This window comes from uncultured Slackia sp. (assembly GCF_934630525.1).
Lineage (GTDB): Bacteria > Actinomycetota > Coriobacteriia > Coriobacteriales > Eggerthellaceae > Slackia.
This window is the reverse complement of sequence record NZ_CAKTVX010000002.1, coordinates 71,524-94,364: the sequence shown is the minus strand read 5'-3', so window position 1 is coordinate 94,364 and position 22,841 is coordinate 71,524. Positions and strand designations below refer to the sequence as shown.

17 protein-coding genes are annotated in these 22,841 nt (G+C 57.3%); 9 read left to right on the top strand and 8 right to left on the bottom strand.

Annotated features, from left to right (window positions below; all coding sequences use genetic code 11):
- Positions 1 to 50: 50 nt before the first annotated feature.
- The 3 genes from Q0D41_RS02415 to Q0D41_RS02405 all read left to right on the top strand — a co-directional run bounded on the left by Q0D41_RS02415 (position 51) and on the right by Q0D41_RS02405 (position 3,472).
- Positions 51 to 1,403: a DHA2 family efflux MFS transporter permease subunit gene (locus tag Q0D41_RS02415; RefSeq protein WP_294374685.1), complete on the top strand. Its 1,353-nt coding sequence runs from the start codon at positions 51 to 53 to the stop codon at positions 1,401 to 1,403.
- A gap of 69 nt (positions 1,404 to 1,472) precedes the next feature.
- Entirely contained in the window at positions 1,473 to 1,691 is a 219-nt protein-coding gene (locus tag Q0D41_RS02410; RefSeq protein ID WP_294374681.1) for an acyl carrier protein, read from the top strand.
- A gap of 200 nt (positions 1,692 to 1,891) precedes the next feature.
- Positions 1,892 to 3,472 carry a S1C family serine protease gene (locus Q0D41_RS02405; RefSeq protein WP_294374678.1) on the top strand — a complete coding sequence of 527 codons (1,581 nt, stop codon included), beginning with the start codon at positions 1,892 to 1,894 and terminating at the stop codon, positions 3,470 to 3,472.
- 169 nt (positions 3,473 to 3,641) lie between these two features.
- Here Q0D41_RS02405 and Q0D41_RS02400 read toward each other — a convergent pair whose 3' ends face one another.
- The 3 genes from Q0D41_RS02400 to Q0D41_RS02390 all read right to left on the bottom strand — a co-directional run bounded on the left by Q0D41_RS02400 (position 3,642) and on the right by Q0D41_RS02390 (position 5,892).
- Positions 3,642 to 4,376 (bottom strand): TetR/AcrR family transcriptional regulator, encoded by a 735-nt coding sequence (locus tag Q0D41_RS02400; protein ID WP_294374675.1) that lies wholly within the window; start codon positions 4,374 to 4,376, stop codon positions 3,642 to 3,644.
- Positions 4,377 to 4,484: 108 nt separating this feature from the next.
- A complete protein-coding gene (locus Q0D41_RS02395) occupies positions 4,485 to 4,907 on the bottom strand; it encodes a flavodoxin (protein WP_288483473.1) in 423 nt (140 codons plus the stop codon).
- 133 nt (positions 4,908 to 5,040) lie between these two features.
- Entirely contained in the window at positions 5,041 to 5,892 is an 852-nt protein-coding gene (locus tag Q0D41_RS02390; protein WP_294374670.1) for a DUF3793 family protein, read from the bottom strand.
- 325 nt (positions 5,893 to 6,217) lie between these two features.
- On the opposite strand from Q0D41_RS02390, the gene Q0D41_RS02385 reads away from it, so the two are divergent.
- Positions 6,218 to 10,003, top strand: a complete 3,786-nt coding sequence (locus tag Q0D41_RS02385) for a phosphoribosylformylglycinamidine synthase (RefSeq protein WP_294374668.1) — start codon at positions 6,218 to 6,220, stop codon at positions 10,001 to 10,003.
- 76 nt (positions 10,004 to 10,079) lie between these two features.
- On the opposite strand, the gene Q0D41_RS02380 is transcribed toward Q0D41_RS02385, so the two are convergent.
- The 4 genes from Q0D41_RS02380 to Q0D41_RS02365 all read right to left on the bottom strand — a co-directional run bounded on the left by Q0D41_RS02380 (position 10,080) and on the right by Q0D41_RS02365 (position 15,873).
- Positions 10,080 to 11,729 (bottom strand): amidohydrolase, encoded by a 1,650-nt coding sequence (locus tag Q0D41_RS02380; RefSeq protein WP_294374667.1) that lies wholly within the window; start codon positions 11,727 to 11,729, stop codon positions 10,080 to 10,082.
- 9 nt (positions 11,730 to 11,738) lie between these two features.
- Positions 11,739 to 12,884: an aromatic amino acid transport family protein gene (locus Q0D41_RS02375; RefSeq protein ID WP_294374665.1), complete on the bottom strand. Its 1,146-nt coding sequence runs from the start codon at positions 12,882 to 12,884 to the stop codon at positions 11,739 to 11,741.
- A 53-nt stretch (positions 12,885 to 12,937) separates the two neighbouring features.
- Entirely contained in the window at positions 12,938 to 14,920 is a 1,983-nt protein-coding gene (locus Q0D41_RS02370) for an elongator complex protein 3 (RefSeq protein WP_294374664.1), read from the bottom strand.
- Positions 14,921 to 15,162: 242 nt separating this feature from the next.
- Entirely contained in the window at positions 15,163 to 15,873 is a 711-nt protein-coding gene (locus Q0D41_RS02365; protein ID WP_294374661.1) for a TetR/AcrR family transcriptional regulator, read from the bottom strand.
- A 311-nt stretch (positions 15,874 to 16,184) separates the two neighbouring features.
- Here Q0D41_RS02365 and Q0D41_RS02360 point away from each other — a divergent pair, with 311 nt between their 5' ends.
- The 4 genes from Q0D41_RS02360 to Q0D41_RS02345 all read left to right on the top strand — a co-directional run bounded on the left by Q0D41_RS02360 (position 16,185) and on the right by Q0D41_RS02345 (position 21,157).
- The gene (locus tag Q0D41_RS02360; RefSeq protein WP_294374658.1) at positions 16,185 to 17,972 is read left to right on the top strand and encodes an FAD-binding protein; all 1,788 of its coding nucleotides are present in this window, start codon (positions 16,185 to 16,187) and stop codon (positions 17,970 to 17,972) included.
- On the top strand, positions 17,973 to 18,548 hold the full coding sequence (locus Q0D41_RS02355; RefSeq protein WP_294374654.1) for a cytochrome c3 family protein: 576 nt from the start codon (positions 17,973 to 17,975) through the stop codon (positions 18,546 to 18,548). It begins immediately after the preceding gene.
- A gap of 314 nt (positions 18,549 to 18,862) precedes the next feature.
- Positions 18,863 to 20,014: an NADP-dependent malic enzyme gene (locus Q0D41_RS02350; protein ID WP_294374651.1), complete on the top strand. Its 1,152-nt coding sequence runs from the start codon at positions 18,863 to 18,865 to the stop codon at positions 20,012 to 20,014.
- A 162-nt stretch (positions 20,015 to 20,176) separates the two neighbouring features.
- A complete protein-coding gene (locus tag Q0D41_RS02345) occupies positions 20,177 to 21,157 on the top strand; it encodes a hypothetical protein (protein WP_294374648.1) in 981 nt (326 codons plus the stop codon).
- Between the two features lie 161 nt (positions 21,158 to 21,318).
- Here Q0D41_RS02345 and Q0D41_RS02340 read toward each other — a convergent pair whose 3' ends face one another.
- Positions 21,319 to 21,966 carry a zinc ribbon domain-containing protein gene (locus Q0D41_RS02340; protein ID WP_288483450.1) on the bottom strand — a complete coding sequence of 216 codons (648 nt, stop codon included), beginning with the start codon at positions 21,964 to 21,966 and terminating at the stop codon, positions 21,319 to 21,321.
- A 380-nt stretch (positions 21,967 to 22,346) separates the two neighbouring features.
- Between Q0D41_RS02340 and Q0D41_RS02335 the strand changes: the two genes are divergently transcribed.
- A complete protein-coding gene (locus tag Q0D41_RS02335) occupies positions 22,347 to 22,823 on the top strand; it encodes a DUF523 domain-containing protein (protein WP_288483449.1) in 477 nt (158 codons plus the stop codon).
- The last annotated feature ends 18 nt before the right edge of the window (positions 22,824 to 22,841 follow it).

Below are 22,841 nucleotides of genomic sequence, written 5' to 3'. Positions count from 1 at the left end.
TGTGAACCGTCCTTCGGGACGGTTCTTTTTACATGCGTGGAAGGAATACCGTGCGAGAGAACGAGCATCGACAGACCATCGTATTGTTCGCGTTGGTGGTGTTGGCGTCATCGGTGGGGAATTTGGCCCAGACCGGCCTGAATGCCATGCTCTCGTCGGTATGCGCCGAGTTCGGCATCGTCGAGGGAGTGGGGCAGTGGCTCACGACGTCGTATATGCTCGTGCTGGGCATCGTCGTGCCTCTGTCCTCGTATTTCATGGGCCGATTCCGTCTTAAAGATCTCACGCTTATCTCCATCGCGTTGTTCGCCGTGGGCGCGTTCGTCTCTGCGGTTGCCCCGAGTTTCGCTGTGTTGTTTTTGGGTCGCTTGGCACAGGCCGTTGCGGCGGGCATGCTCTTGCCGCTTGTGCAGACTATCGCCATGACGCGCTTTCCCGATGGGCGCAAAGCAACCGCCATGGGCATTTCGGGAATTGCTATGGGATTTGCGCCGAATATCGGCCCCACGATTGGCGGCGCGATGGTCGAGAGCCTTGGCTGGCGAAGCTTCTTCTGGCTGCTTGTCGCATTGACCGTTATTGTTGGAATCGTTTGCCAGCTTGCCGTGAAGCGCCGTGACGATGCTTCGTATCCCGCGGGCTTCGACGTGCTTTCTTTCGTGCTTTCCGCGCTCGGATTTGGTGGTTTGCTCATGGGAGCCTCGGAGGTTTCGTCGTATTCCTTCGCCCATCCGCTCGTGTGGGCTCCGTTGATCGCGGGAGCTGTGTGCCTTTTCGCCTTTGCGAAGCGACAGCGCTCTTTGGAAAACCCGCTTGTCGATTTGGCTATTTTCGACAACAGGGAATTCGTTGACGGCTTCTGGGCGCTCAATTGCTTGTTCGCGTCGTTCATGGGCATTACGCTGCTCGTGCCGCTTTATGTTGAGGGCCTGTGCGGGGGAAGCGCCATGCAGGCCGGTCTCGTGCTTTTGCCGGGCACGGTTGCCGCGCTTATCGCGAACCCGCTTGCGGGCCTGCTCGTCGACAAAATTGGGGCGCGACCTGTCACGCTGTTTTTCGGGGTGTGTCTTGTTGTGGGCTCGTGCCTTATGGTTACGTGCAGCGCCTCGACGCCTTTGTGGGTCGTGTGCGCTATGCAGGGCGTGCGCGCGACGGGCGTCTCGGGCCTTATTGGCCCGCTTATCGCGTGGAGCTTGTCGGGGCTTCGCGGTCGCCAGATTTCCGATGGCTCGGGTTTTGGCACGGCGGCGCGTCAAGCATGCGCCTCGATTGGCTGCGCCGGCATGGTGTTCTTCGCTTGCGGCGGCACATTGGCGGGTGAGGCGGCGTTCCATGCCGCATTCGGGCTTTCCGCCGCTTTCGCCATTGCTTGTTTCGCGATTATCGCCCTGCGCGTAAAATAAGCGAAAGAGCGCTACAATAAGCGGCGCACGACGTGCTTTGTGGTATTCGACGACATCGAGAGGACGAACATGGCCACGCTCGACACCATTAAAGACATTCTTCAGGAAAATCTCGACATCGCGCCCGAGGACGTCGATGTAGATTCGACCTTCGAATCGCTCGGCGTCGATTCGCTCGACATGGTCGAGCTCATTTGCGAGCTCGAAGAGCGCCTGGACGTTGACTTTGGCGAACCCGAAGGCCTTGAGACCATGGGCGACCTCGTGGAATATGTGGACAGCCTGTAATTCCAAATAACTTGCGACGAAGACCCAGCTTGTTTGGCTGGGTCTTTCAGTTTTGTGTTGGAAATATGGTTGGCGTACGCCGTTTGACGTACGTGATTCAACGCGGTTGTTACGAAAACGCGCGTTGCTTCTTCGGCGGCATCGCGCGGTGTTAGAGTTCGGTTCAGCGAAGGACGAACTCACGAAAGCGAGTGGTTGAGATGACCGACGAGAATAAAAACTTCCCTGGTTCTGTTGATTCCCAGGGCACTCAGGTTCCGCAGCCCCAGCAATACCAGCAGAGTGCATACACCGCGCCCGCGCAGAATCAGCAACCCTATGGCCAGCAGCCTTATGGTCAACAACCCTATGGCCAGCAGGCCTATCAGCAACAGGCGTACCAGTACTCCGTATATGCCGCGCAGCAGGCAAGCGAGGCCCAAAACAAAGCGAACGCCAAAGCGGCCCATAAGGCTGACTCCAACATGAAGGCGGGCCTCGGCAAAACGTTCGCGGCGGGCTTTGGTGGCGCCGCGCTTGCGTTGGTGCTTGGCGCTGGCGGGTTTGCTGGCTATAACGCCCTTACGGGTGATGACGGGGGCTCGACCACGCTTGGCTCCACGACAAGCACGGTGATTTCCGCCTCTCCCGACGATTCGGGCGATTCTTCGACGCTTGCCGAGCAGGTGGCGCAGAAATGTCTGCCTTCGATCGTGAGCATCGACATCTATACCAAGAGCTCGTCTTCGAGCTCGATGTATGGCTTCGAAATGCCTGGAACCAATGACGATTCCACGCTTACCAATACGTCGCTTGGCAGTGGCGTCGTGATTTCGAAAGACGGATACATCATCACGAACAACCACGTGGTCGAGGGTGCCGATGCCATTAAGGCGACCGTGAATGGCGTGGAATACGACGCGGAGGTCGTGGGCAGTGACTCTTCGAGCGACATCGCGGTGATTAAGGTCGATGCCGACGATTTGACGCCGGTCGAAATCGGCAGCTCGTCCGATTTGCAGGTGGGCGAGTGGGTCATGGCGCTTGGCAGCCCGTTCGGTCTGGAAAACTCAGTGTCGACCGGCGTGGTGAGCGCATTGCAGCGTTCGAATACCATGCAAGACTCCACCACGGGCGAAACGGTGATTTACCCGAACATGATTCAGACCGATGCGACCATCAACCCGGGCAATTCGGGCGGCGCTCTGGTCGATTCCCAAGGCAAATTGATCGGCATTAATTCGATGATCTCGTCGTATTCTGGTTCATCTTCGGGCGTCGGCTTCGCCATTCCTATCGATTACGCGATTGACCTTGCCCAGCAGATTATCGAAGGCAAAACGCCCACCCATGCCCAGCTTGGCGTTTCTATGGCGCAAATCAATTCGCAGATGGCGACGTATTACGATTTGGCCACCGATGAGGGTGTATATGTGGCCAACGTCTATGACGGAACCGCTGCTGCCGATGCGGGCATTCAGAAAGGCGACATCATCGTGTCTTTCGATGGCCAGAAGGTCACGTCGCCTTCCGAGCTCACGATTGACGTTCGCTCCAAAAATGTCGGCGACAAGGTTGATGTCGTCGTGAATCGCGATGGCGAAGAGAAGACTATTACCGTGACGCTTGGCAGCGATGAGAACTCATTAGGTTCAAGCTCGAATAGTGGTTCGAGCAACGGCTACGGTTCGGGCAATGGCTACGGCAACGGCTACGGCTCTGGTAACGGGTACGACTATGGCTACGGGTACGGTTACAACGGAGGCTCGGGCAACGGTTCCGGCTTGGGTGGCTTGTTCTAAGGAAGTGCGGTTAGCCCATGGGTGCTTCGGCCCCGAGGGCTTGGCTAAAGCAAGCATGTCTCGTGGCGCGTGCTTTCAACAAAATGGGTGGCTTCCGCAATGGGGCCACCCATTTTTCTGTCGAGATATGTGTTTAGGAACCTGCTAAACGCTGCGAGCATTTAGCAGACTATTGGGGCGTTTGCCAGTTTGCGGGTTGTCCTGCCATGCCGGCGCGAATGCCCTCGATAATTACGAGCAGGCCCTTTTGGAACGAGGTTTCGGAGTAGCCTTCGGCGACAGTTTGGCGCCAACGCTCATTGAAGCGCGGTTGTTCGGCAGCGGGATTCGCTTTGCCCGTGAGCATGCCTGGGACGCGCGACGTCGTCGCAAAGCGCGCCGCATCGGCCTCTGCCTGCTTGCGCGCCGCTTCAGCTTGCTCGATGCGCAAATTTTGGCGAGCACGCAATGCGAAGCCCGTAAGGTACGAGTCGGTGATGGTGATGAGCTGCACGGCGATATCTTCGGGCATTCCTTGGCCCAGATAGATAAGGCGCAGCTCGAGCATATAGGGCTCGATGCCAGGCCCGACGCATGGGTCGCACATGAGTTCAGCGAAATGCGGGGACGAAACGAAGGCTTGACGCAGCGAGAGGGTTGTGCGGATGAGCGTGTCTTCCCAGCGCTCGCCCCGTAGTGCGCGGGTGTCGACTGTTTTCAGAAAACGTTCGACCACTTCATTAAGCAAGCTCTCGCGCGAGGGGATGTAGCCGTACAGGGCCATGGCGCTTACGCCAAGTTCGTTGCCCAGCGCGCGCATTGAACACCCCTCGGTGCCTTTGTTGGCAATAAGGTTGAACGCGCACTGCACGATCTCGTCTTTAGTGAGCGTTCCTTTTTTGCGTTGTTGCTTTGCGTACGCCACGGGTTTCCTTTCTCTGCTCGGCATATGATAAACGGTTTTCTATACGATGTATAGAAAACCGTTATACACAAAGAAAGATCCTATTTGCTCATGGCGCGTCGCATGGGGCTATTGCGCGATAAGGCTTCCGAGGCGCATGCAATCGGCGCTCGCGTCATCGTCGGGGTAATCTTTCGCGATAACCGAATCGACCACAACGAGCCCCGCTTCTTCGGCGCGCTGCTCCCATAGCTCCATCCATTCGCCGTCATTCCAATCGTACGACCCGAACAAAGCGACTCGTTTGCCTTCGAGCAGCGGCTCAACGGCATCGTACATCGGCAAGAACTCGGTATCTTCCAGTTCTTCGTCACCCATTGCTGGGCAGCCGAAGGCGTATGCGTCGTATTCGTCGAGGCGCTCGGGGCCGAAATCCGTGGCGCTGATGAGGTCGGCGTTGCTGCCTTTCGCGCGAACGCCCTGTGCAACGAGGTCGGCCATGGCCTCGGTGTTTCCAGTTCCGCTCCAATATACGATTGCGATTTTGCTCATTGTGTCTCCTTTTAGTAGTGAGTGCTTTTCTTCTATGCGTCGCTGAAAGCGTTTTCGCTGGGTTTGGATGGGGCCTAGCTGCAGCGCGGCCCCTGAGTGTGTTTGGCCGCGCCTGACGGCGAGGCCAAGGCGCCTACACCGCGGCTCGCGCCATATCGAATATGCTTACCGCAGTGCCGCTTCGGGTATCGGCGAGGGCTTCGAGGGGTGCTCCTTGCGCGTAAAGCGCCTGGAATTCTTCCGTACAACGGCGATTGCGCTGAAATGTTTCGAGGGCGCTCTGCGGTTCCGAATACGCTTTCCACCCGCCGCAGGCGAGATACCCTGCGCCTTTTTGGGCGATGAATCCCGCCACATCGGCTGGAGGGTAGCCAAGAATGAGCCCGATTTCGTGTGGGAATGTCGATTCGCCTTGCGTGGTTTCGAGTTCTTCTCGCGAAAGCGCGGCTTTTGCCCGGCACTGGCAAACGTGATTCGGGCCATGGCCGTGGTGGTGGCCCGTGGCGCAGCAAGGAACGAATCGTTCGAGTTTGGGCCCGGGCGTGGCTTCGCGATTCGTTTGAACGCGCGTCGCGCGCGATGCGTCGGCAGCTTGGATGCGGCGCTTGATTTCCGATACGACGCCTTCGGCAGAAAGGTCTTTGAAACCACTCTGCATAAGCAGCTTGCAGGCGTGTTCATTGTCCAGAGCGTTCTCGACGAGCTCGGGACGGAATACCAAAAGCAAAACGCCTCGGGCTCGGTTTGCAAGGGGTTCTACGCGAAGATGAAACCCGGCAAGCCTTGAGGAAATCTCCGCGATGGCCGAGCTCGCTTCCTCTTCCGTGAAGTTTGTGGTGCGATAAGTGAATAGATTGGCGGGTTTCATGCCTGCGAGGGTAGGGGCGGCGTGGCGCACGAGCTTTGTCTCAAGATCGCGCACCGCCATGCCCATCGCGCGCGAATCGGGGCGCAGCGATGGCTCAAGCGAAATGATGGGTGGCAAAACTCCTCCTATCAAAATGATTCGTGTGCAAACGGCAACCGCTTCCTGTAAACAGTTACCAACGGCTAACAAATAGTGCTTATACCGTATGAGCGGCCTTTCGCCAAGTGCATTTGCGAAAAAAGTTAATCAAGGGATACAAATCGAGCAATGAATGGCGACAATTGCGAAGGGGTGGCGCGATTCTTTTTCCGAATCTCGCGCGTTTCGTGCGTTTGCCCCAAGGAAATGCGGGTTCCATCGCTTTCGCTCTCAAGAGTGGGATATCATGAAACGGTTATGCGAACAGCCAACTTTGCAAGTTTTAATGGAAGGGCGGAACTCCATGGTTTCACGCATCTACGTTGAGAAACGACCCGGCTTTGACGTCGAGGCGCGCCAGCTCGCGGGCGAGCTGCGCACGATTCTCGGTATCGACGGGCTTTCCCGCGTACGCTTGATCAATCGCTATGACGTTGAGGGCATTTCATCTGAACTATTCGACCAGTGCGTGCCTACGGTATTCAGCGAGCCGCAGGCCGATGTCGCAACGGCCGAATTGCCCGTTGAGGGTGCGACGATCGCCGACGACGGAAGCGTGAGCGCTCCTGCGGGCGTGGCGGTGTTCGCCGTGGAATTCTTGCCTGGCCAGTTCGACCAGCGCGCCGATTCCGCAAGCGAATGCGTGCAGCTTATTAGCCAGGGTGAGCGCCCCGACGTGCGCTCCGCCAAGGTGTACGTGCTCGAGGGCGAGCTTTCCGCCGCCGATGTCGACGCCATCAAGCATTACGTCATCAACCCGATTGAAGCCCGCGAGGCATCCCTTGCGCCGCGCGAGACTCTGCACATGCAGGTCGTGAACCCTGATCCCGTTGAGGTTATTGACGGGTTTATCGACCTCGATGAAGCGGACTTGGAGGCGTTTCTTTCCGAGCGCGGCCTGGCGATGGATTTGGCCGACATCACGTTCTTCCAGAGCTATTTCCAAAAAGAGGGCCGCAACCCCACCATTACCGAGGTGAAGGTTGTCGACACCTATTGGTCCGACCACTGCCGCCACACCACGTTCGGCACCGAGCTTACCGATATCGCCATCGACGACGCCTGCGTGCAGGCCGCGTTCGACAAATACCTGGCCATGCGTGCCGAACTTGGCCGCGAGCATAAGCCGGTGTGCCTCATGGACATGGGCACCATTGGCGCGAAGTACCTCAAGGCTAAGGGCATTATGAAGAATGTCGACGAGTCTGAGGAAATCAACGCCTGTACGGTGAAGGTGACCGTCGACGTAAACGGCGAAGACGAGGACTGGCTGTTCCTCTTCAAGAACGAGACCCACAATCACCCCACCGAGATCGAGCCGTTCGGTGGTGCGGCAACGTGCGTGGGCGGCGCGATTCGCGACCCCCTTTCGGGCCGCAGCTACGTGTACCAGGCCATGCGCGTGACCGGCGCGGCCGACCCCACACGTCCGGTTTCTGAAACGCTGTCGGGCAAGCTCCCGCAGCGCAAGCTCGTGACCACCGCCGCCGCGGGCTATTCGAGCTATGGCAACCAGATCGGTCTTGCGACCGGCCAGGTTCATGAGCTCTATCATCCCGGTTATGTGGCCAAGCGCATGGAAGTCGGCGCCGTTGTGGGCGCGACTCCGGCAAACCACGTGCGTCGCGAGTGCCCGGCTCCTGGCGACAAGGTCGTGCTGCTTGGCGGCCGCACGGGCCGCGATGGCATTGGCGGCGCGACCGGCTCCTCGAAAACGCAGAACGTTGACAGCATCGAGACCTCGGGTGCCGAGGTTCAGAAGGGCAACGCCCCCGTCGAGCGTAAGATTCAGCGCCTGTTCCGCCGCGGCGACGCGTGCCGCCTGATCAAGCGCTGCAACGACTTCGGCGCTGGCGGCGTTTCCGTTTCCATCGGCGAGCTGTGCGACGGCTTGTCCATCGATTTGGATATGGTTCCCAAGAAATATGACGGCCTCGATGGCACTGAGCTGGCTATTTCCGAGAGCCAGGAGCGCATGTCGGTGGCTTTGGCCGCCGAGGACGTCGAGGAATTCATCGGCTATGCGCATGAGGAAAATCTCGAAGCCGTCGTGGTTGCCACGGTTACCGAAAGCCCGCGCTTGCTCATGACGTGGCGCGGCGATGCTATCGTCGATATTTCGCGTGAATTCTTGAATTCCAATGGCGCACCGAAGCACCAGGCCGCCCATGTAGTTGCTGCCGAGCCCTATGCTCCGCATTGGGAGGGCGCTACGGTTGCCGAGCGCATGAAGAGCCTCGTGACCGATTTGAACGTGTGCTCGAACAAGGGCTTGGGCGAGCGTTTCGACTCCACCATTGGCGCGGCCACGGTGCTCATGCCGTTCGGCGGCGAGCGCCAGCTCACGCCTGCGCAGGCTATGGTCGCGAAGTTCCCGGTCGATGGCGAAACGAACACCGCGAGCGCCATGGCGTGGGGCTTCAATCCCTTCATCATGGAGAAAGACCAGTTCAAGGGTGCGTATATCTCGGTTGTGGAAAGCGTTGCGCGCCTTGTTGCCGCTGGCTTCACGCGTGATGCCGCATACCTTTCCTTCCAGGAATACTTCGAGCGCCTGCGCGACGTTCCCGAGCGCTGGGGCAAGCCCATGGCGGCTGTGCTCGGTGCCCTGGAAGCGCAGATCGACCTAGGCATTGGCGCTATTGGCGGCAAAGATTCCATGTCGGGCTCTTTTGAGGAAGGCGACACCGAAATCAATGTGCCCCCGACGCTCATCTCGTTCGCGGTTTCTACCGGCGAGGTCGATCGCGTGACTTCTCCCGAGTTCAAGGGCGCAGGTCATAAGGTGGTTCGCATCGCTCCTAATGCGTACGATGCGGCCGACCTGGTTCCTGCGGCCGATTCGCTCAACGCCACGCTCGCGCTCGTCGAGAAGCTCATCGGCGACGGCTCGGTGCTCGCTGCGGCAACGCCTGGCTATGGCTGCTCCGCTGAGGCGCTCTTCAAAATGTGCCTGGGCAACAAGATCGGCGTGGTGCTTAATGACGTGCTTTCCGCCGATGAGCTGTTCAAGCTCGCTTACGGCAGCTTCTTCATCGAGCTTGCCGATGGCGTTGAGATTCCCGCAACCGATGGCGTGCTTATCGAGCATGTGGGCGAAACCAGTGAGGCATATGTCTTTGGCACGCTTGACGAGACGCTCGATATGGCTGAACTGCAGGAAGCTTGGGAGCACGGCATCGAAGGCGTGTTCCCGTATCGCAGCGCCGCCGACGACGCTGCCGCGCATGCCAAGGTTGAAAAAGTGAGCTTCACTGAAGCCAAACCGCTTACGTTCGCTGGCTCTATCGCGCGCCCGCATGTCGTGATTCCCGTGTTCCCGGGCACGAACTGCGAATACGACACGGCGCATGCCTTCGAGCGCGCTGGTGCCGAGGCCGAGGTGTTCGTGATTAACAACCTCACGCCCGCCAAGGTTGCCGAAAGCACGGCTGCGCTGGCCGAGGCTATTCACCGCAGCCAGATTGTGATGCTGCCGGGCGGTTTCTCGGGCGGCGACGAGCCGGATGGCTCCGCGAAGTTCATCACGGCATTCTTCCGCGCGCCGCAGGTGACCGAAGCCGTGCGCGATTTGCTGCAGAATCGCGACGGCCTTATGTTGGGCATTTGCAACGGCTTCCAAGCGCTCGTGAAGCTGGGCTTGGTGCCTTACGGCGACATCGTTGACGCGACCGCCGCAGCGCCGACGCTGACGTTCAATGAAATTGGTCGTCACCAGAGCGGGCTTGTGCGCACGCGCGTCGCCTCGAACCTCTCGCCGTGGCTTTCCCGCTGCGAAGTGGGCGACATTCACACGGTGGCGATTTCCCATGGCGAGGGCCGCTTTGTTGCAAGCGATGAAGTCATTGCCCAAATGAAGGCCGCCGGCCAAATCGCCACGCAGTATGTCGATGCTGCGGGCGAGCCGAGCATGGCGCTCGGCGCAAATCCGAATGGCTCGGTGCTCGCTATCGAAGGCATTACGAGCCCCGATGGCCGCATCTTCGGCAAGATGGGTCACTCTGAGCGCAGTGGCGCTGGCTTGTACAAGAATGTGCCGGGCGATAAGTATCAACCGCTCTTCGAGGGCGGCGTGAGCTACTTCGCCTAAACGAGGCACATTACCCCTTAAAGTGCAATGGGCTGTTCTTTTGAGAACAGCCCATTTTTTTCGATTCTGCGTTTTCCTAAATCAGGCGAGGCTTGGTAACGGCAATTCGCGCAAGTGTTGAAATGTTTGCTGGAAGGGGCTCATAGCGCTTTCCATGCATCCAAAGGCTGGTGGCATGGAATCCTTCCAGCTCAGACGGCTCGCATTTTATGAGGTCTACATCACAGGTGAAAAAGCTCGCCTCGTATCCTTCGCGCAGAAGTCCCTTGGCCTCGCCGAGCGCCGCTCCGCCGTTCACTGTATAGGTCTTCAGAGCCTCGAAAGCAGTGAGCGATTGGTCTTCCAAGTAAAACTCTCGCATTCCGCGCATTTGTAAATAGGGATCGACGGTTTGCACTGGTGCGTCGCTTGAACCAAGCATTGGAATGCCAGCCTCGGCGAAGTCTTTCAACGGAATTTGCTGATTGATTTTTTCGGGTGAGAGGAGCCTCTCATATCCGTGCAAGTATCGTTTGTCTATCCATGAGTAGCCAGGCTGGATGGTTATATAAGGTCGAAGAACGTTAATTCGTTCCCTGTCGCTGACCGAAGGAAACTCGCAGTGGTCGATGCGGTGCTTTATGCGCGCCGCACCTGGGGCATCGGGGTTGGTGACGATTGCGTCTTTTTCATTGAGGCGCTCGTAAATGCCGACGAGCTGTTCAATAGCCAACTCGCCAATCGCGTGGGCCGATACCGTGAAGCCTCGTTCGGCGAGGCTTCGAACGGTTTTTTCTAGCTTCTCCGTTTCGAAGTAAAGCGAACCTTGCGATCCGTTTATATAAGGTGTTTCGAATGCGGCCGTATGCGACCCGACTGACCCGTCGAGCTCCCATTTCATGCATCCGCCGACGCGTGGCGTGCGCATGGTGGGCAGTACTCGGGAGAGCCTTTCCTCATCCATGTATTGCGGAAACAGGCGGACGTCAAGAGGGAGGCGCTTGGCGTAATGCGCAAAGGCTTCCACTGCACGGTCGCGAGGGCCGTCGTCGGTCCCTTCGAGTGCGCATATCGTTCCGATGCCGTACGAAGCGCATGCGTTGCAGAATTCAGCGGTGCCGCGTGCTATCGCTGCAGGGGTGAGAGACCCTACAGCATGCGCCGTGAGCGTTCCGATGTTCGCATCGTGGTCGGGGCCACTTAGAATGCCATTGTCTGCTACTTTTCCGAAAAGCCCAACCGCCTTGAGCAGGGAGGTAGAACAGGAGCTTGAGTGTCCGTCGAAATTGAGAACGAGTATCTCGCGTCCGGCGCCCCAGTCGTCAAGCTCGAAGCGCGTGGGAAGGCGGCCTTCATCGAACGTTGCGGCGAAGTAGTTGGCGAATACTGAAAGCGAATCGGGTTTTGTGTTGGCGACATGGTTGCGAATAATGCTCTCGGCTCCCGTTAAAGTATGTGGTTCGACAGAGCCATTTTCGAAATGGCATATCTCGACGGTCATAGCGTTGAAAGCGATTGCTTCCATCATATGCATATGCGAGTCAATGAGTGCAGGAAATGCATGCGCACCATGCAGGTCGACGACTTTGGTATCTTTTGTCGCGAGCTCATCTATGTTAAGTGGGCTTCGCCCACCTGCAGGCGAATCAAGTGCCACGATGCGGCCGTCCTCGACGACGATGGTGCCACAGAGGTCGTTCTCGTCTTCCATAGTATGGAAGATGGCGTTGGTGAATACCGTTTTCATTCGATCCTCCTAAATGCTCACGGCGCTTCCGACGGCCGCAATGATAAATGCTCCAGCAACTAGGATTTGCATGGGCAGACTGCTAAGGGAGGTTGGTAGCAGCGTTTGCCCATTTTCTTTTCGACAAGCACGATAGGCAGGAACGACCAAGATGGCAATCATGACCGAGATGAGTCCGCCGACAATGCGCATAATATCAAGGAAGCTTCCAGCATTTGCGAGTACGAGGAGCAGCGAAGGCAGTGTCGCGATGAGCCAGCAGAGATTTTTATTCCAGTTGGTTTGCTCGCGTACGATATCCGACAATGCTAAAGAGATAGACCAATACGTCGTGAGCATCGCGAGTATAGTGAAAACCGAGCCGAGCACTTGCGCCCATGTGCCGATGCCTTGCGACCAGCCGATTATGGCGAGCTCGGTTATGGAAGCCGATGCAGCTAGCGAGCATCCGACGATGACGACGATGAATGCGAGATTCAGTCCAAGCCCAAGGAGGATGGCATGCCGCACTTTCGTGGGGTCTCCATTAAGTCCCTGTACTGCTTGAGGCACGCTAAAGAAAGCAACGAATGAGAACATCGCCATGCCGAAGAATGCGAGCAGCTCATTAGGTTGGCCTGCGGAGAGATTGAACGGATTGTCGAGGTGAAACAGGGAGGCTCCAGCCAAAACGGCAATGATTGCAATGATGATTGCAATTGAAATCGACTCGGACATGCCGAGTACTTTTAATCCGAACAAGACAACCGATGCTGCGATAGCGTAGAAGACGAGCTTGGCTGCCATAGGGGGAAGCCCGGCTGCTTGCAGGATTTCTGCGCCGCCGGCAATGTATGCGGCTAAATTTGCGATGAGCACGACAACGGTAAGTGCGAAGAAAACTGCGGTTAGGACCCTTGCGAACTTTCCTTTGAACAAGAATTTTTTGAACATGGTGACAATTTGGGCGTCGCGACCCGAGCCGATGATCATTTCTGCAAGCATCATGTGCATGCAATAGCTGAAGAAGAAAGCGATAAGCAGGATGACGATGCATGAAATGATCCCCGCGCGATTGACGAGATACGGCAGCGTCATGATGCCGCTACCTACGCCATAGCCAGTAATAATGCATGCGGCTTGCCACGTTGTAAGCTTTGTTTGAGCTTGCGCCATGTATTCCTCCTCGAATGGTTGCGTTGCCGATATTGTAACCATTCGGCGGCTCGCTAGCGCAGGGTTCGTCGCTGGTAAAGCTCGGCTTGTTCAAATCCGAGACGGGCATAGTAGCCGCGCGTGCCAATGGCGCTAATGACGTTGATGCTTCGATAGCCGGCATCGCGTGCGATTTCGCATGCGCGCTCGACGAGCGCTTTGCCGAGGCCTCGGTGCTGAGCGTTTTGCCCCTCGCCGTGAAGCTGGGCGACCTTTCCGTATACATGCACTTCGCGAATCATGGCTTGTCCGGCTTCGATAGGGAAGGCGCCTTCGGTTTCTTGCAACTTTTCGACCTCGTGCTGGCAGGGGAGCGAGAGGCGCAAAAAGCCAGCGATGCGATTTTCGGGCGTCACCCACTGCAGGAAATGCTCGTTTGTGTTTGAGGTTTCGTATTCGAAATCGACGAGCGATAGCTTACCGATTTCCGTCTGCGCTCCCGCGAGTTCGCGATGACGAATCTCCTGGATTGGCGTGTCGTTTTGTGCGGCTAAGCGATCGGCTTCCGCTTCCACGACTTCGCGAAGGTTGACCTTCTTATTCCCGTCGACAATATCGCCCGATGAGAAATCGCGAATCATGCGTGAGATGCGCGTGTAAGGCGGGGTTGCGAGCACGTTGTCGGCAAGCACGCCCACGAGTTCGCGTTCGTTGTAGGGCCGCCACGTGCCGTCGGCATAGTGCGCCATGAGCCCCGTGCCATCGATGAGCGCGCAGGGGTACATTTTCACCTCGTCGGGCAAGAAGCGCGTGTCGCTTACGAGCGTGCGGAAATCGGAGGCGTCGCCGTTAGGCGTGGCCCCATGCAGGTTCGCCATGAAGTGCGCGTGCGATTTGAAGCCGAAAAGGCGGCAGAGCGCGAATGCCCGAGCGATTTGCTCGGGCGAGGTATAGCGTTTGTTCGCCTTGAGCACGTGCTCGTCGAGGCTTTGCACGCCCATTTGGATTTTGGTGCAGCCGAGCGCGCGCATAAGGGCGAGCGACTCGCAGTTGATGGAATCGGGGCGCGTTTCAATGACGAGGCCCACGTTGCGGTGCGCGGCGTTTACGTTGCGCACGTGCTCGTGGAAAACGTCGTCGAGCGTGGCGATTTGCATGGTCGATACGTGTTGCCAAGCGTGATTATCGCCGTAGAGTTCGCGAATCGCCTGGGCGTGGGTCTCTTCGCCGTTGTATACGCGCTGTTGAGCGTAGGTGCATGCCTCGGCAAGTGCCTCGGGGTCGTGTGATATACCCACCTCGTCGTAGAACGCGCGACGTTCGGTTTCGTTTTGGTGGGCGAATGCACGCGCGGTGATGGGTTGATTGGCTGAATCAGTGTCATCAGCGATTTCGTCGCGGTCATTTTTGTCGTCGACTTCGCTCCTTTGCGTAAGGGAGTTATCGTGCGGGACGACTGCCGAGGTCTTCTCGCATGCGTTGTCAGCGCGCTTCGTATCGCTTTCTTTCGCGTCGTTAAGGGCACGGAACAGTTCGCGCACGAACCAGATGCGATAGCTTTCGGGGTAATCGTTCCACGTGCCACCCAATACGATGAGCTCGATTTTGTCGGTCACATGGCCCATGCTCGTGAGCGCGCGCAGGCGCGATGACACCTGCAGGTAGGGGTCGAAGCAGTTACGTTCTGCACGCTGGCATGCGGGTTCGTTGTGCAAATAGCTTTTCGGCATGCGCACGTCGTTGGGGCAATAGATGCACGCGCCCGAGCAGAGCCACGGCTTGGTTATGACGGTGATGGTGGCGACGCCCGATGCGGTGCGACGCGGTTTCATGCGCAAGGTTTGAAGCAGAAGGGCGTCTTCGTTGGTCGAAATGTTCCACGAGGCCCAGCGCTGCGGGTCGCTCTCGCGCACTTTGAGAAAAAACGGCAGTGCGCGTCGCTTCGAGATATGCGATTGGTTTTCGCGTATTCCCTGGTTGTGGGCGCGCACGATATCTTCGAGCTCGTTTGCCGTGAGCGCGCGTTCAAGCTCGCGAATGCGAGCGAGTATGTCCAAAATGAAATCTTCCATACGCGAATTGTAACGGAAGGCGTGATGCGATTCCGATTCGCGCCGACGTCGTTTTCAAAAAGCCGCGATTTGCGCAGGTTTTTTCAAATTGCCGCGAGTAGCTCATTAATGCTCAGGACTTTGGGCTGGGATTCGCGCCTAACTTTTCGCTCGCCTTGCGCCGATGATTCTAAAACCTGCGAAAATAAAGCATTTTGCTGCATCAAGCGGTTTCGATAGATGGGCGGCTATTCCCCCCGACCCCATGTCCAGCTTAACGGATCGTTCGGTGTGTGCCAGTCGCATGGGTCTGGCATGGCGAATGTCCGCGTGCCGGCGATGATGAAGTCGATGCCTTGGCGGAAGAGCTCGAGGTCGGTGTCGTTCGCGGAGATGCGCGACCATTCGCCGCCCGCATTGGAATCGTCGCCCTGTTCTTCGAGTTCGAGCTGGCGTTTCGCCGCGGCATCGATGAAGCCAGTAAGGAACGAGCGCAGTACGCCATACATGACCTCATATACCTTGAGCGGCATGCCTTGGTCGGCATGCAGGTAGTAGACGCTTCGTTGATGCTGTTGCGGCGGGTTGAGCTGCGTTTGAAGCTGCATAATGCGAATGTTGGGGTGGCGAAGGTTTACCGTGAGAATCGATTCGCAAGTGCGATGCAATGTGTCTTCCCAAAACTCTCCCGGGACGGGGGCATTGTCGTACTCGTCCATCATTTTTTGAATTACAAGAAAGAGAAGTTGTTGCTTGGATGGAACGTAGGTGTAGATGCTCATGGTTCCCATGCCAAGATTATCGGCCAAGGCACGCATAGAAAATTTCCCGTAGCCGTGCTCGTCAATCATGCGAAATGCTGCATCGACCACCTGCCCTTGCGAAAGTGATCGTTCCATGCCGGGCTTTGATTTGCCCGTACGATTCTTGGCTTGTTCGCTGGTGGTTTTCTCGGCCACAGACGCTCCTTGGATGGTGTAGAGGTCCTTGCTTCGCTCGCTTTTAATGGCGGGCTTCGTTTTGATTGAATTCTAACGCTTTGTTATGCAGCCAAGGAGCGATTGCCCTCATTCTTCCCATAAGTTGCGTCAATGCATGGTGCGCTAATCGAGTCATTCGAAATGTCTTCAAACAGTAGTCTTGAAATACTCCGTACAGCGTACTAAGATACGTCTTGTCGTAAAGCCGTACTATGTACGGCCTTGTATTGAGGATTCGTCAAGGCCGTCGGCGCGTGTTTTGCGCGTGAAGGAAGGGGCGTCGTTGCGGAATGGAGCCGCGTGACGCCGAGTTGATTAAGGGAGGAACATTGGCAGAAGGGACTGAAGGGCTTTCCCGCCGCGGTTTTGTGCGCGCAGCAGGACTGAGCCTTATTGGTGCTGCGGCTGCTGGTGGGGCATTGGGCCTCGCTGGCTGTTCGGGCGACAATGCCCAAAGTGGCATGGCGGTCGAAAACAAGGGCGGTTGCGGCGATTTCAATGAAAGCCTGTACACCGACGCGTTTCCAGTAAAAACGCGCAACGTGCCCGTGATCGATGTCGAAAGCGGCATCGTGCGTCAGGGCAATGTTGCGTTCGAGATGCGCTCCATCGCGGAAAATGAAATTGTTCGCACCGAGGAAACCGACGTCTTGGTATGCGGCTGCGGTCTTACGGGGTCGGTTGCTGCATTGGCTGCGAGTGACGACGGCAAGACTCGCGTACTTTGCATTGAGAAGATGTCTAAGGGTCGCGGCATGTTTGAGGGCATGGGCGTTGTTGGCGGCAGCGTGATGGAGGCTGTCGGCAACGTGGTTGACAAGGCAGAGATGATGGACCGCATGCGTCATGCTGCGTACTATCGTGTCCCCATCGACCCCATTAAATTGTGGGCGGATCGTTCTGGCGAGGCCGCTGATTGGCTGCAGGAGAAATTCGATGAGGGCGAAGCTGGCATCGTCGAGGTTTATAAGGCCAACAACCCGAATGCGCATAATTTCGATGTCCCGCAGACGGAAATCGAATTCAAATGCGAGCAGTGGAGCGAGACAACGACGAAAAATGCTGGTGGAGCCGGCATTTACATTGTCGCAGACCTAGCCAATACGCTGGGCAAGCGCGAAAATGCTGACCTGCGCTACAATACCGCGGCTGTGCAGCTGGAGCGCAACGACGAGGGACGCGTAACGGGCGCCATTTGCAAAGACTCCGACGGCTATTTCCGCGTGAATGCTTCGAAGGGCGTTGTGCTGGCGACGGGCGGCTTTGATGCGAACCCTGCCATGCTTAAGGCGTGGTGTCGTGCTGAAGATATTGCCGCATGCGCGAGTTGGTGCCCCAACGAGGGCACGACGGGCGACGGCCAGCTGATGGGCTTGGCCGTGGGCGGTCAGATGGATCCGCTGCCAGCGGCCATCATGAACTTCGACTTTGGCAGCCCAGATTCGTTCTATGCGAGCAACTTGGGCATTACGGCGCTTGTCTCGCAGGGCATCATGGTCAACGAGCAGGGTCGTCGCTTCTGCAGCGAGGGCCTGCCGTTCCAGGCTCGCTCCAATGCTATTACGGCACAGGCTCATTATGGCACGAAAACCTTCCGTGTGGCTTCTACCACCCAGCTTGGCAAAAACGCCGATGCTATTCTCGAGAAACTGCAGCCCTATATTGAGAAGGATTGGGCGCATGAGGCTTCGAGCCTTGATGAGCTCGCCGAATGGATGGGTGTGCCTGCTGATACGCTGAAGGCCGAAGTTGCGCAGTTTAATACCTTTGTCGACAACAAGAAAGACGAGATGTTCAATCGTCCAATGGCCAAGGCTACGAAGGTTGAAGGCGAAAAGTACTACGCCATCAAGCATCAGTCGTCTATTTTGGCGACCGTGTCGGGCTTGGTCGTGGACTACCATTGCCGTGTGCTCGATTATGATAACGAGCCTATTGAGGGCTTGTTTGCTGCGGGCGGTGCGTCGGGCGGCTTTTTCTCGGGTAACTATCCGCGCCATATTTTCGGCCCGTCGGTTGGTCGTTGCGTGACCTTTGGTTATGTTTCGGGCCAGACCGCCGCGCAGGGGGTGAATTAAATGACTGAAGAAATGAAGGAAGCCGCCCAGGTCGAAACGGCGAAGGCGGAAAAGGTCGGCAAAAAGCGCTGGCCCGTTGTTGTGGGCGTTGTCATTGCCGTATTCGTTGTTGCTGGTATCGGCGGTTTCGCATGGCACAATACGCCGAGTTTTTGTGGCACGGTATGTCATAGCTCTATGAGCGAGCATGTTGATAATTACTATGGCACCGACGATACGAATGGAGCGGGCCTTGCCCATTGGCATGGCGTGAACGAGGGCACGACGTGCCTTGACTGCCATAAAGCCGACATTAACACGCAGGTTGCTGAGCTTGGAAGTCAGCTGTCGGGCGATACCGACAATCTTGGCTTGGCCGATCGCTATTATGTTGACAATGATACGTGCCTGTCGTGTCACGGTGATAGCTATGAGGCTCTTGCTGAACAGACTGCCGATTTGGAACCGTATAATCCGCACGATTCCCCTCATGGCCAGCTGAATTGCAATGAGTGCCACAAGGGCCATGCCCAGCAGGTTGATACCTGCGGCCAGTGCCACCCTAATGGCGGTCAGACGATGCGTGGAACGAACTAAAATAGATAGACGTTCGTCCCCTGTTGTTTCAACGCTGGCAGTATGGGATGTCTTGCGTGATTTTTACTTCTCGCTTTTTTGCAAGCGAAGTCCAGCAATAGCGCTCTAGATGGAAACGTACGTTCTTCTCCGCAAAGGCCCTGCATTATGCGGGGCCTTTTTGTATGGGCTGTTTTCGCAGATGTTGCGCCGCTTGTCGTTATGCGGCGTGGGGCGCGCATCGCAACGGGTATAATCGCCGAAGCTAGCTTTGGCGGCCAAGGGCCGTCGGCATCGTTTGCGGCGTGGAGCCGCGGGTTGAAAGGAAATTCTTCATGGATATCGCTGCAGAATCGCTGCGTTTGCACGAGCAGTGGCAGGGCAAGCTCAATACCGTTCCGAAGATGGATATCAAAACGCGCGAAGATCTGGCGCTGGCGTACACGCCGGGCGTTGCTGAGCCGTGCCGCAAAATCGCCGACAACCCCGCCGATGCTTACAAGTACACCATGAAGGCGAACACGGTTGCCGTGGTTTCCGATGGCTCGGCCGTGCTCGGTCTGGGCAACATCGGTCCTTTGGCCGCGATGCCTGTTATGGAGGGTAAATGCGCCCTGTTCAAGGCGTTTGGCGGCGTGAATGCCGTGCCTTTGTGCCTCGACACGCAGGACGTCGATGAAATCGTCGAAACTGTGAAGCGCTTGGCCCCGAGCTTTGGCGGCATTAACCTGGAAGATATCTCTGCGCCGCGCTGCTTCGAAATCGAGCGCCGTTTGATCGACGAGCTTGATATTCCCGTGTTCCATGACGACCAGCACGGCACCGCCATCGTCGTGCTTTCCGGCGTGATCAACGCGCTGCGCCTGACGGGCAAGAAGAAGGAAGAATGCCGCGTTGTCGTCAATGGCGCGGGCTCGGCAGGCATCGCCATCGCGAAACTGCTGCTGAACTATGGCTTCCGCAACCTGCTTCTGTGCGATAGGTGTGGCATTATTTCTTCGACCAGCGAGGGCATCAACGAGGCGCAGCGCGCAATGCTCGCCACGACGAACCTCAATGACGAAAAGGGCGGCCTTGCCGACGCCATGCGCGGCGCCGACATTTTCGTGGGCGTTTCCGCTCCGGGCATCGTGAGCGCCGAAATGGTGCAGTCGATGAACGAGGATGCGATCCTGTTCGCGATGGCCAACCCGACGCCCGAGATTTTCCCCGACGTTGCGCGCGCTGCCGGCGCCCGCGTGGTGGGTACGGGTCGTTCCGACTTCCCGAACCAGATTAACAACGTGGTTGCATTCCCCGGTATTTTCAAGGGCGCCCTCGAGGCCCGCGCGACGCGCATCACCAAAGAAATGAAGCTTGCCGCCGCTGAGGCGCTCGCCGCGCTCGTGACCGACGAGGAGCTTTGCGAAGACTTCATCATGCCTGAGCCGTTTGATCCGCGCGCGGTCGAGGTTGTGGCTGCCGCTGTGGCCAACGCTGTCGAGTAGGCTGAGCTGAGCTTTTTGCGGGCGAGGGCGTTTCGTGCATGCGAAGCGCGATTCTCGTCTCGCTCGTGAGATATTGTTTGAAGCGGCGCTTTGTGAGAGGCGCCGCTTTTGTTTAGCAAGTAGAGTGAGGGCGTAAGCTCTCGTTTTTTCAAGGGAACCGCATTGGACGCAACGACGATCGACTTTCTGCGACAGGTGAACAATGATTTCTATGCGCGTTGCGCGCCTTCGTTTTCTGCGACGCGCAACGCCCCGTGGGTTGGTTGGCGCACGTGTTTGGAAGCGGCGCAAGGTTGCGGCGCCCTGCGGCTGTGCGACGACGCGGGCGTGCATTCGTGCGATGACGCAGGTATGTATTCATGCGATGACGATTGCAAACAGCCTAGCGGCGGCGTAGATGCGCTGCCGTTCGACGACGCGGATGCTCGTTCATGCGATGACGCGGGCGTGTGTTCATGCGACTGCGCAACTGTGCAGCCTGGAACAAACCGAAAGGGCGCTTCCGTTCGCGTGCTTGATGCGGCGTGCGGCAATATGCGCTTTGCTGCGTTTCTCCGTGAAGAACTTCGCGGCCGTCACATTGACTACTTTGCCGTCGACGACTGTGCGGGGCTGGTTCCGCACCTGCCTGCTGGCGAGGGCTTTTCCGCTTGTTTCCAAAACCTCGATATCATTGGTGAGCTCGCGGCCGGCGTGGGTTTGGCGACCGCAATCGATGCTGACGCGTGTGATCTGGTCGGATGCTTCGGGTTCTTCCACCACGTTCCCTCGTTTGAGCTTCGCGCGCAGCTTATCGATGCGCTTCTTCAAAAGGCAGCCCCGGGCGGTATTGTGTGCGCGTCGTTTTGGCAATTCATGGGCGATGAGAAGTTTGCGAAAAAGGCTGTAGCGTGGAATTCGAAGGCGACGAGCGAGCTTGTCGCTGCTGGCCTCGATGCGTCTCAGCTTGAAGCAGGCGATTATTTCCTCGGATGGCAAAACGAACCTGGATTGTGGCGTTATTGCCATCATTTCGAAGAACGGGAAATCGATGCGCTCGTCGATTCCTTATGCAGCCAAAACAAAGCTCGCGAGATTGCTCGTTTTTCCGCCGACGGAAAGAGCGGCGCGATGAATCGCTACGTGGTGTTGCAGAAACGCTAGGAGCCAGGCGTCAAAACCTTTTCGGAATTCTTATGCACCGGTTAGCCTTTGTTTGTTGGAGGGCATCGACGCACAGGTGCGACAACCGCATATACCCATAAAGAATGGCCCTTGCGGGCCATTCTTCGTTGCGTTGTTCGAGCTTTGTTGCGGTGCTGTCGTTATTGATCTTTATGCGAGCACAGGAGCAAGATGCCGCCAATGAGATTCACGAACAGAAGCGTGCACACGCCAAATGCGGTGGTATTGCGCTTCTTGCCCTTGTAGATTCCCCAGCTGATGATCGTCATGGGAAGCATCCATGCGAGCGGAATGATCAAAAGGGCGCAGGTGATGGTCGAAACGAGGCACAGGATGAAGTTGATGAGGCGCAGTGTGCGATCGGAATCGGACATGGGGTAAATCGCGCCATTATACGCGCCTTGATAGGCGGGCTGGCCATATGGTGCCTGGTAGGCATTCTGGTAAGGGTTTTGTTGTGAGGGGTCGGGTTGGGCGTAGTAACCCTGCTGCGTATTGGCATTGGGGGCAGCATAGCCGTTTTGGGTGCCGTAGGGTTGCGCGGGCGGCTCGTAAGGCGCATAGCCTGATTGCGTTTGTGCAGGGGCCTGAGGCGCGCTCGGCTGCGCCATGTCGGTGTTGACGGGCATGGATGGCTCTGGGGCATCGAAGGGTGATGCGGGAGCGGGAGGAACGGGAGCGGCGGGCTTTGCGGCCGGCTCACTCACCTCGGAGACCAAGGGAGCGCCGCAGGATTCGCAGAACTTCGCGCCTTCGACAGATTCTTTTCCGCAATTCGGGCAGTTCATGATGGCTTCCTTTCAAGAAGGGCATTTCAGCGGGAATCAATAGGGCCGATTTGGCGATTGTTGCCGCTTTGTTGACTGATGCTGAGATTGTATCGTACTCGGGACCTGCGAGGGACGGCATGCGGCTGTCTTTACTGAAATGCGAAACGCTTGTCGGTTTCGCGTAAGGGCGCCTTGCGAGCGTTCGTGAGTGCTAATTGGTGGCAATTGGCGGCGGTACCAGCGATGTGGCCTGAGGGCGCTTGAAGCGACCGGCACCATGTCGTTGTTCTTTCCTGCGATAAGATGGCAGCGTATGTTCTTCGTGCATGGAACCCGCTGTGTGTTGTGGTGACGCATGGCCGTATTTTGTTCCCCCTGTTTTCGAAAGGCTGGCAACGATGGATATTCTCGTGAGTGCGTGTTTGCTCGGCTATTCGTGTCGTTACGATGGCGGGTCGAAGCCTTGCGAAGCGGTATGCGGCCTTGTCGATGCTGGTCACGTTCTTATTCCTTTGTGTCCCGAGGTCGAAGGCGGCTTGCCGGTGCCCCATGCGCCGTGCGAGCTGCGCAAGACGCCCGATGGCGTGCGCGCGATTTCCATTGATGGGGTTGATTGCACGGCTCAGTATGAGGCGGGCGCGCGCATCGCTGTCGAAAAGGCCCAATCGAGCGGAGCGCGCGTCGCGATTTTGAAATCGAAAAGTCCCTCGTGCGGATGCGGAACGGTGTTTGACGGCACCTTTTCTGGAACGCTTTGCGAGGGGTGGGGCATTGCTGCCGCTGCGTTGCGTGACGTAGGGGTGCGTGTAATAGATGAGAACCATGTGGCAAATCTTGAAGCGTGGAACGTGCCTCGTGATGTGGACGTACAATAGCCGAGTTTTGCAGGAAGG

Coding starts and splice junctions, on each gene's coding strand:
- Q0D41_RS02335 (WP_288483449.1), top strand. CDS start 22,347: ATGGATATTCTCGTGAGTGCGTGTTTGCTCGGCTATTCGTGTCGTTAC.
- Q0D41_RS02385 (WP_294374668.1), top strand. CDS start 6,218: ATGGTTTCACGCATCTACGTTGAGAAACGACCCGGCTTTGACGTCGAG.
- Q0D41_RS02405 (WP_294374678.1), top strand. CDS start 1,892: ATGACCGACGAGAATAAAAACTTCCCTGGTTCTGTTGATTCCCAGGGC.
- Q0D41_RS02355 (WP_294374654.1), top strand. CDS start 17,973: ATGACTGAAGAAATGAAGGAAGCCGCCCAGGTCGAAACGGCGAAGGCG.
- Q0D41_RS02340 (WP_288483450.1), bottom strand. CDS start 21,966: ATGAACTGCCCGAATTGCGGAAAAGAATCTGTCGAAGGCGCGAAGTTC.
- Q0D41_RS02350 (WP_294374651.1), top strand. CDS start 18,863: ATGGATATCGCTGCAGAATCGCTGCGTTTGCACGAGCAGTGGCAGGGC.
- Q0D41_RS02395 (WP_288483473.1), bottom strand. CDS start 4,907: ATGAGCAAAATCGCAATCGTATATTGGAGCGGAACTGGAAACACCGAG.
- Q0D41_RS02375 (WP_294374665.1), bottom strand. CDS start 12,884: ATGGCGCAAGCTCAAACAAAGCTTACAACGTGGCAAGCCGCATGCATT.
- Q0D41_RS02360 (WP_294374658.1), top strand. CDS start 16,185: ATGGAGCCGCGTGACGCCGAGTTGATTAAGGGAGGAACATTGGCAGAA.
- Q0D41_RS02380 (WP_294374667.1), bottom strand. CDS start 11,729: ATGAAAACGGTATTCACCAACGCCATCTTCCATACTATGGAAGACGAG.
- Q0D41_RS02410 (WP_294374681.1), top strand. CDS start 1,473: ATGGCCACGCTCGACACCATTAAAGACATTCTTCAGGAAAATCTCGAC.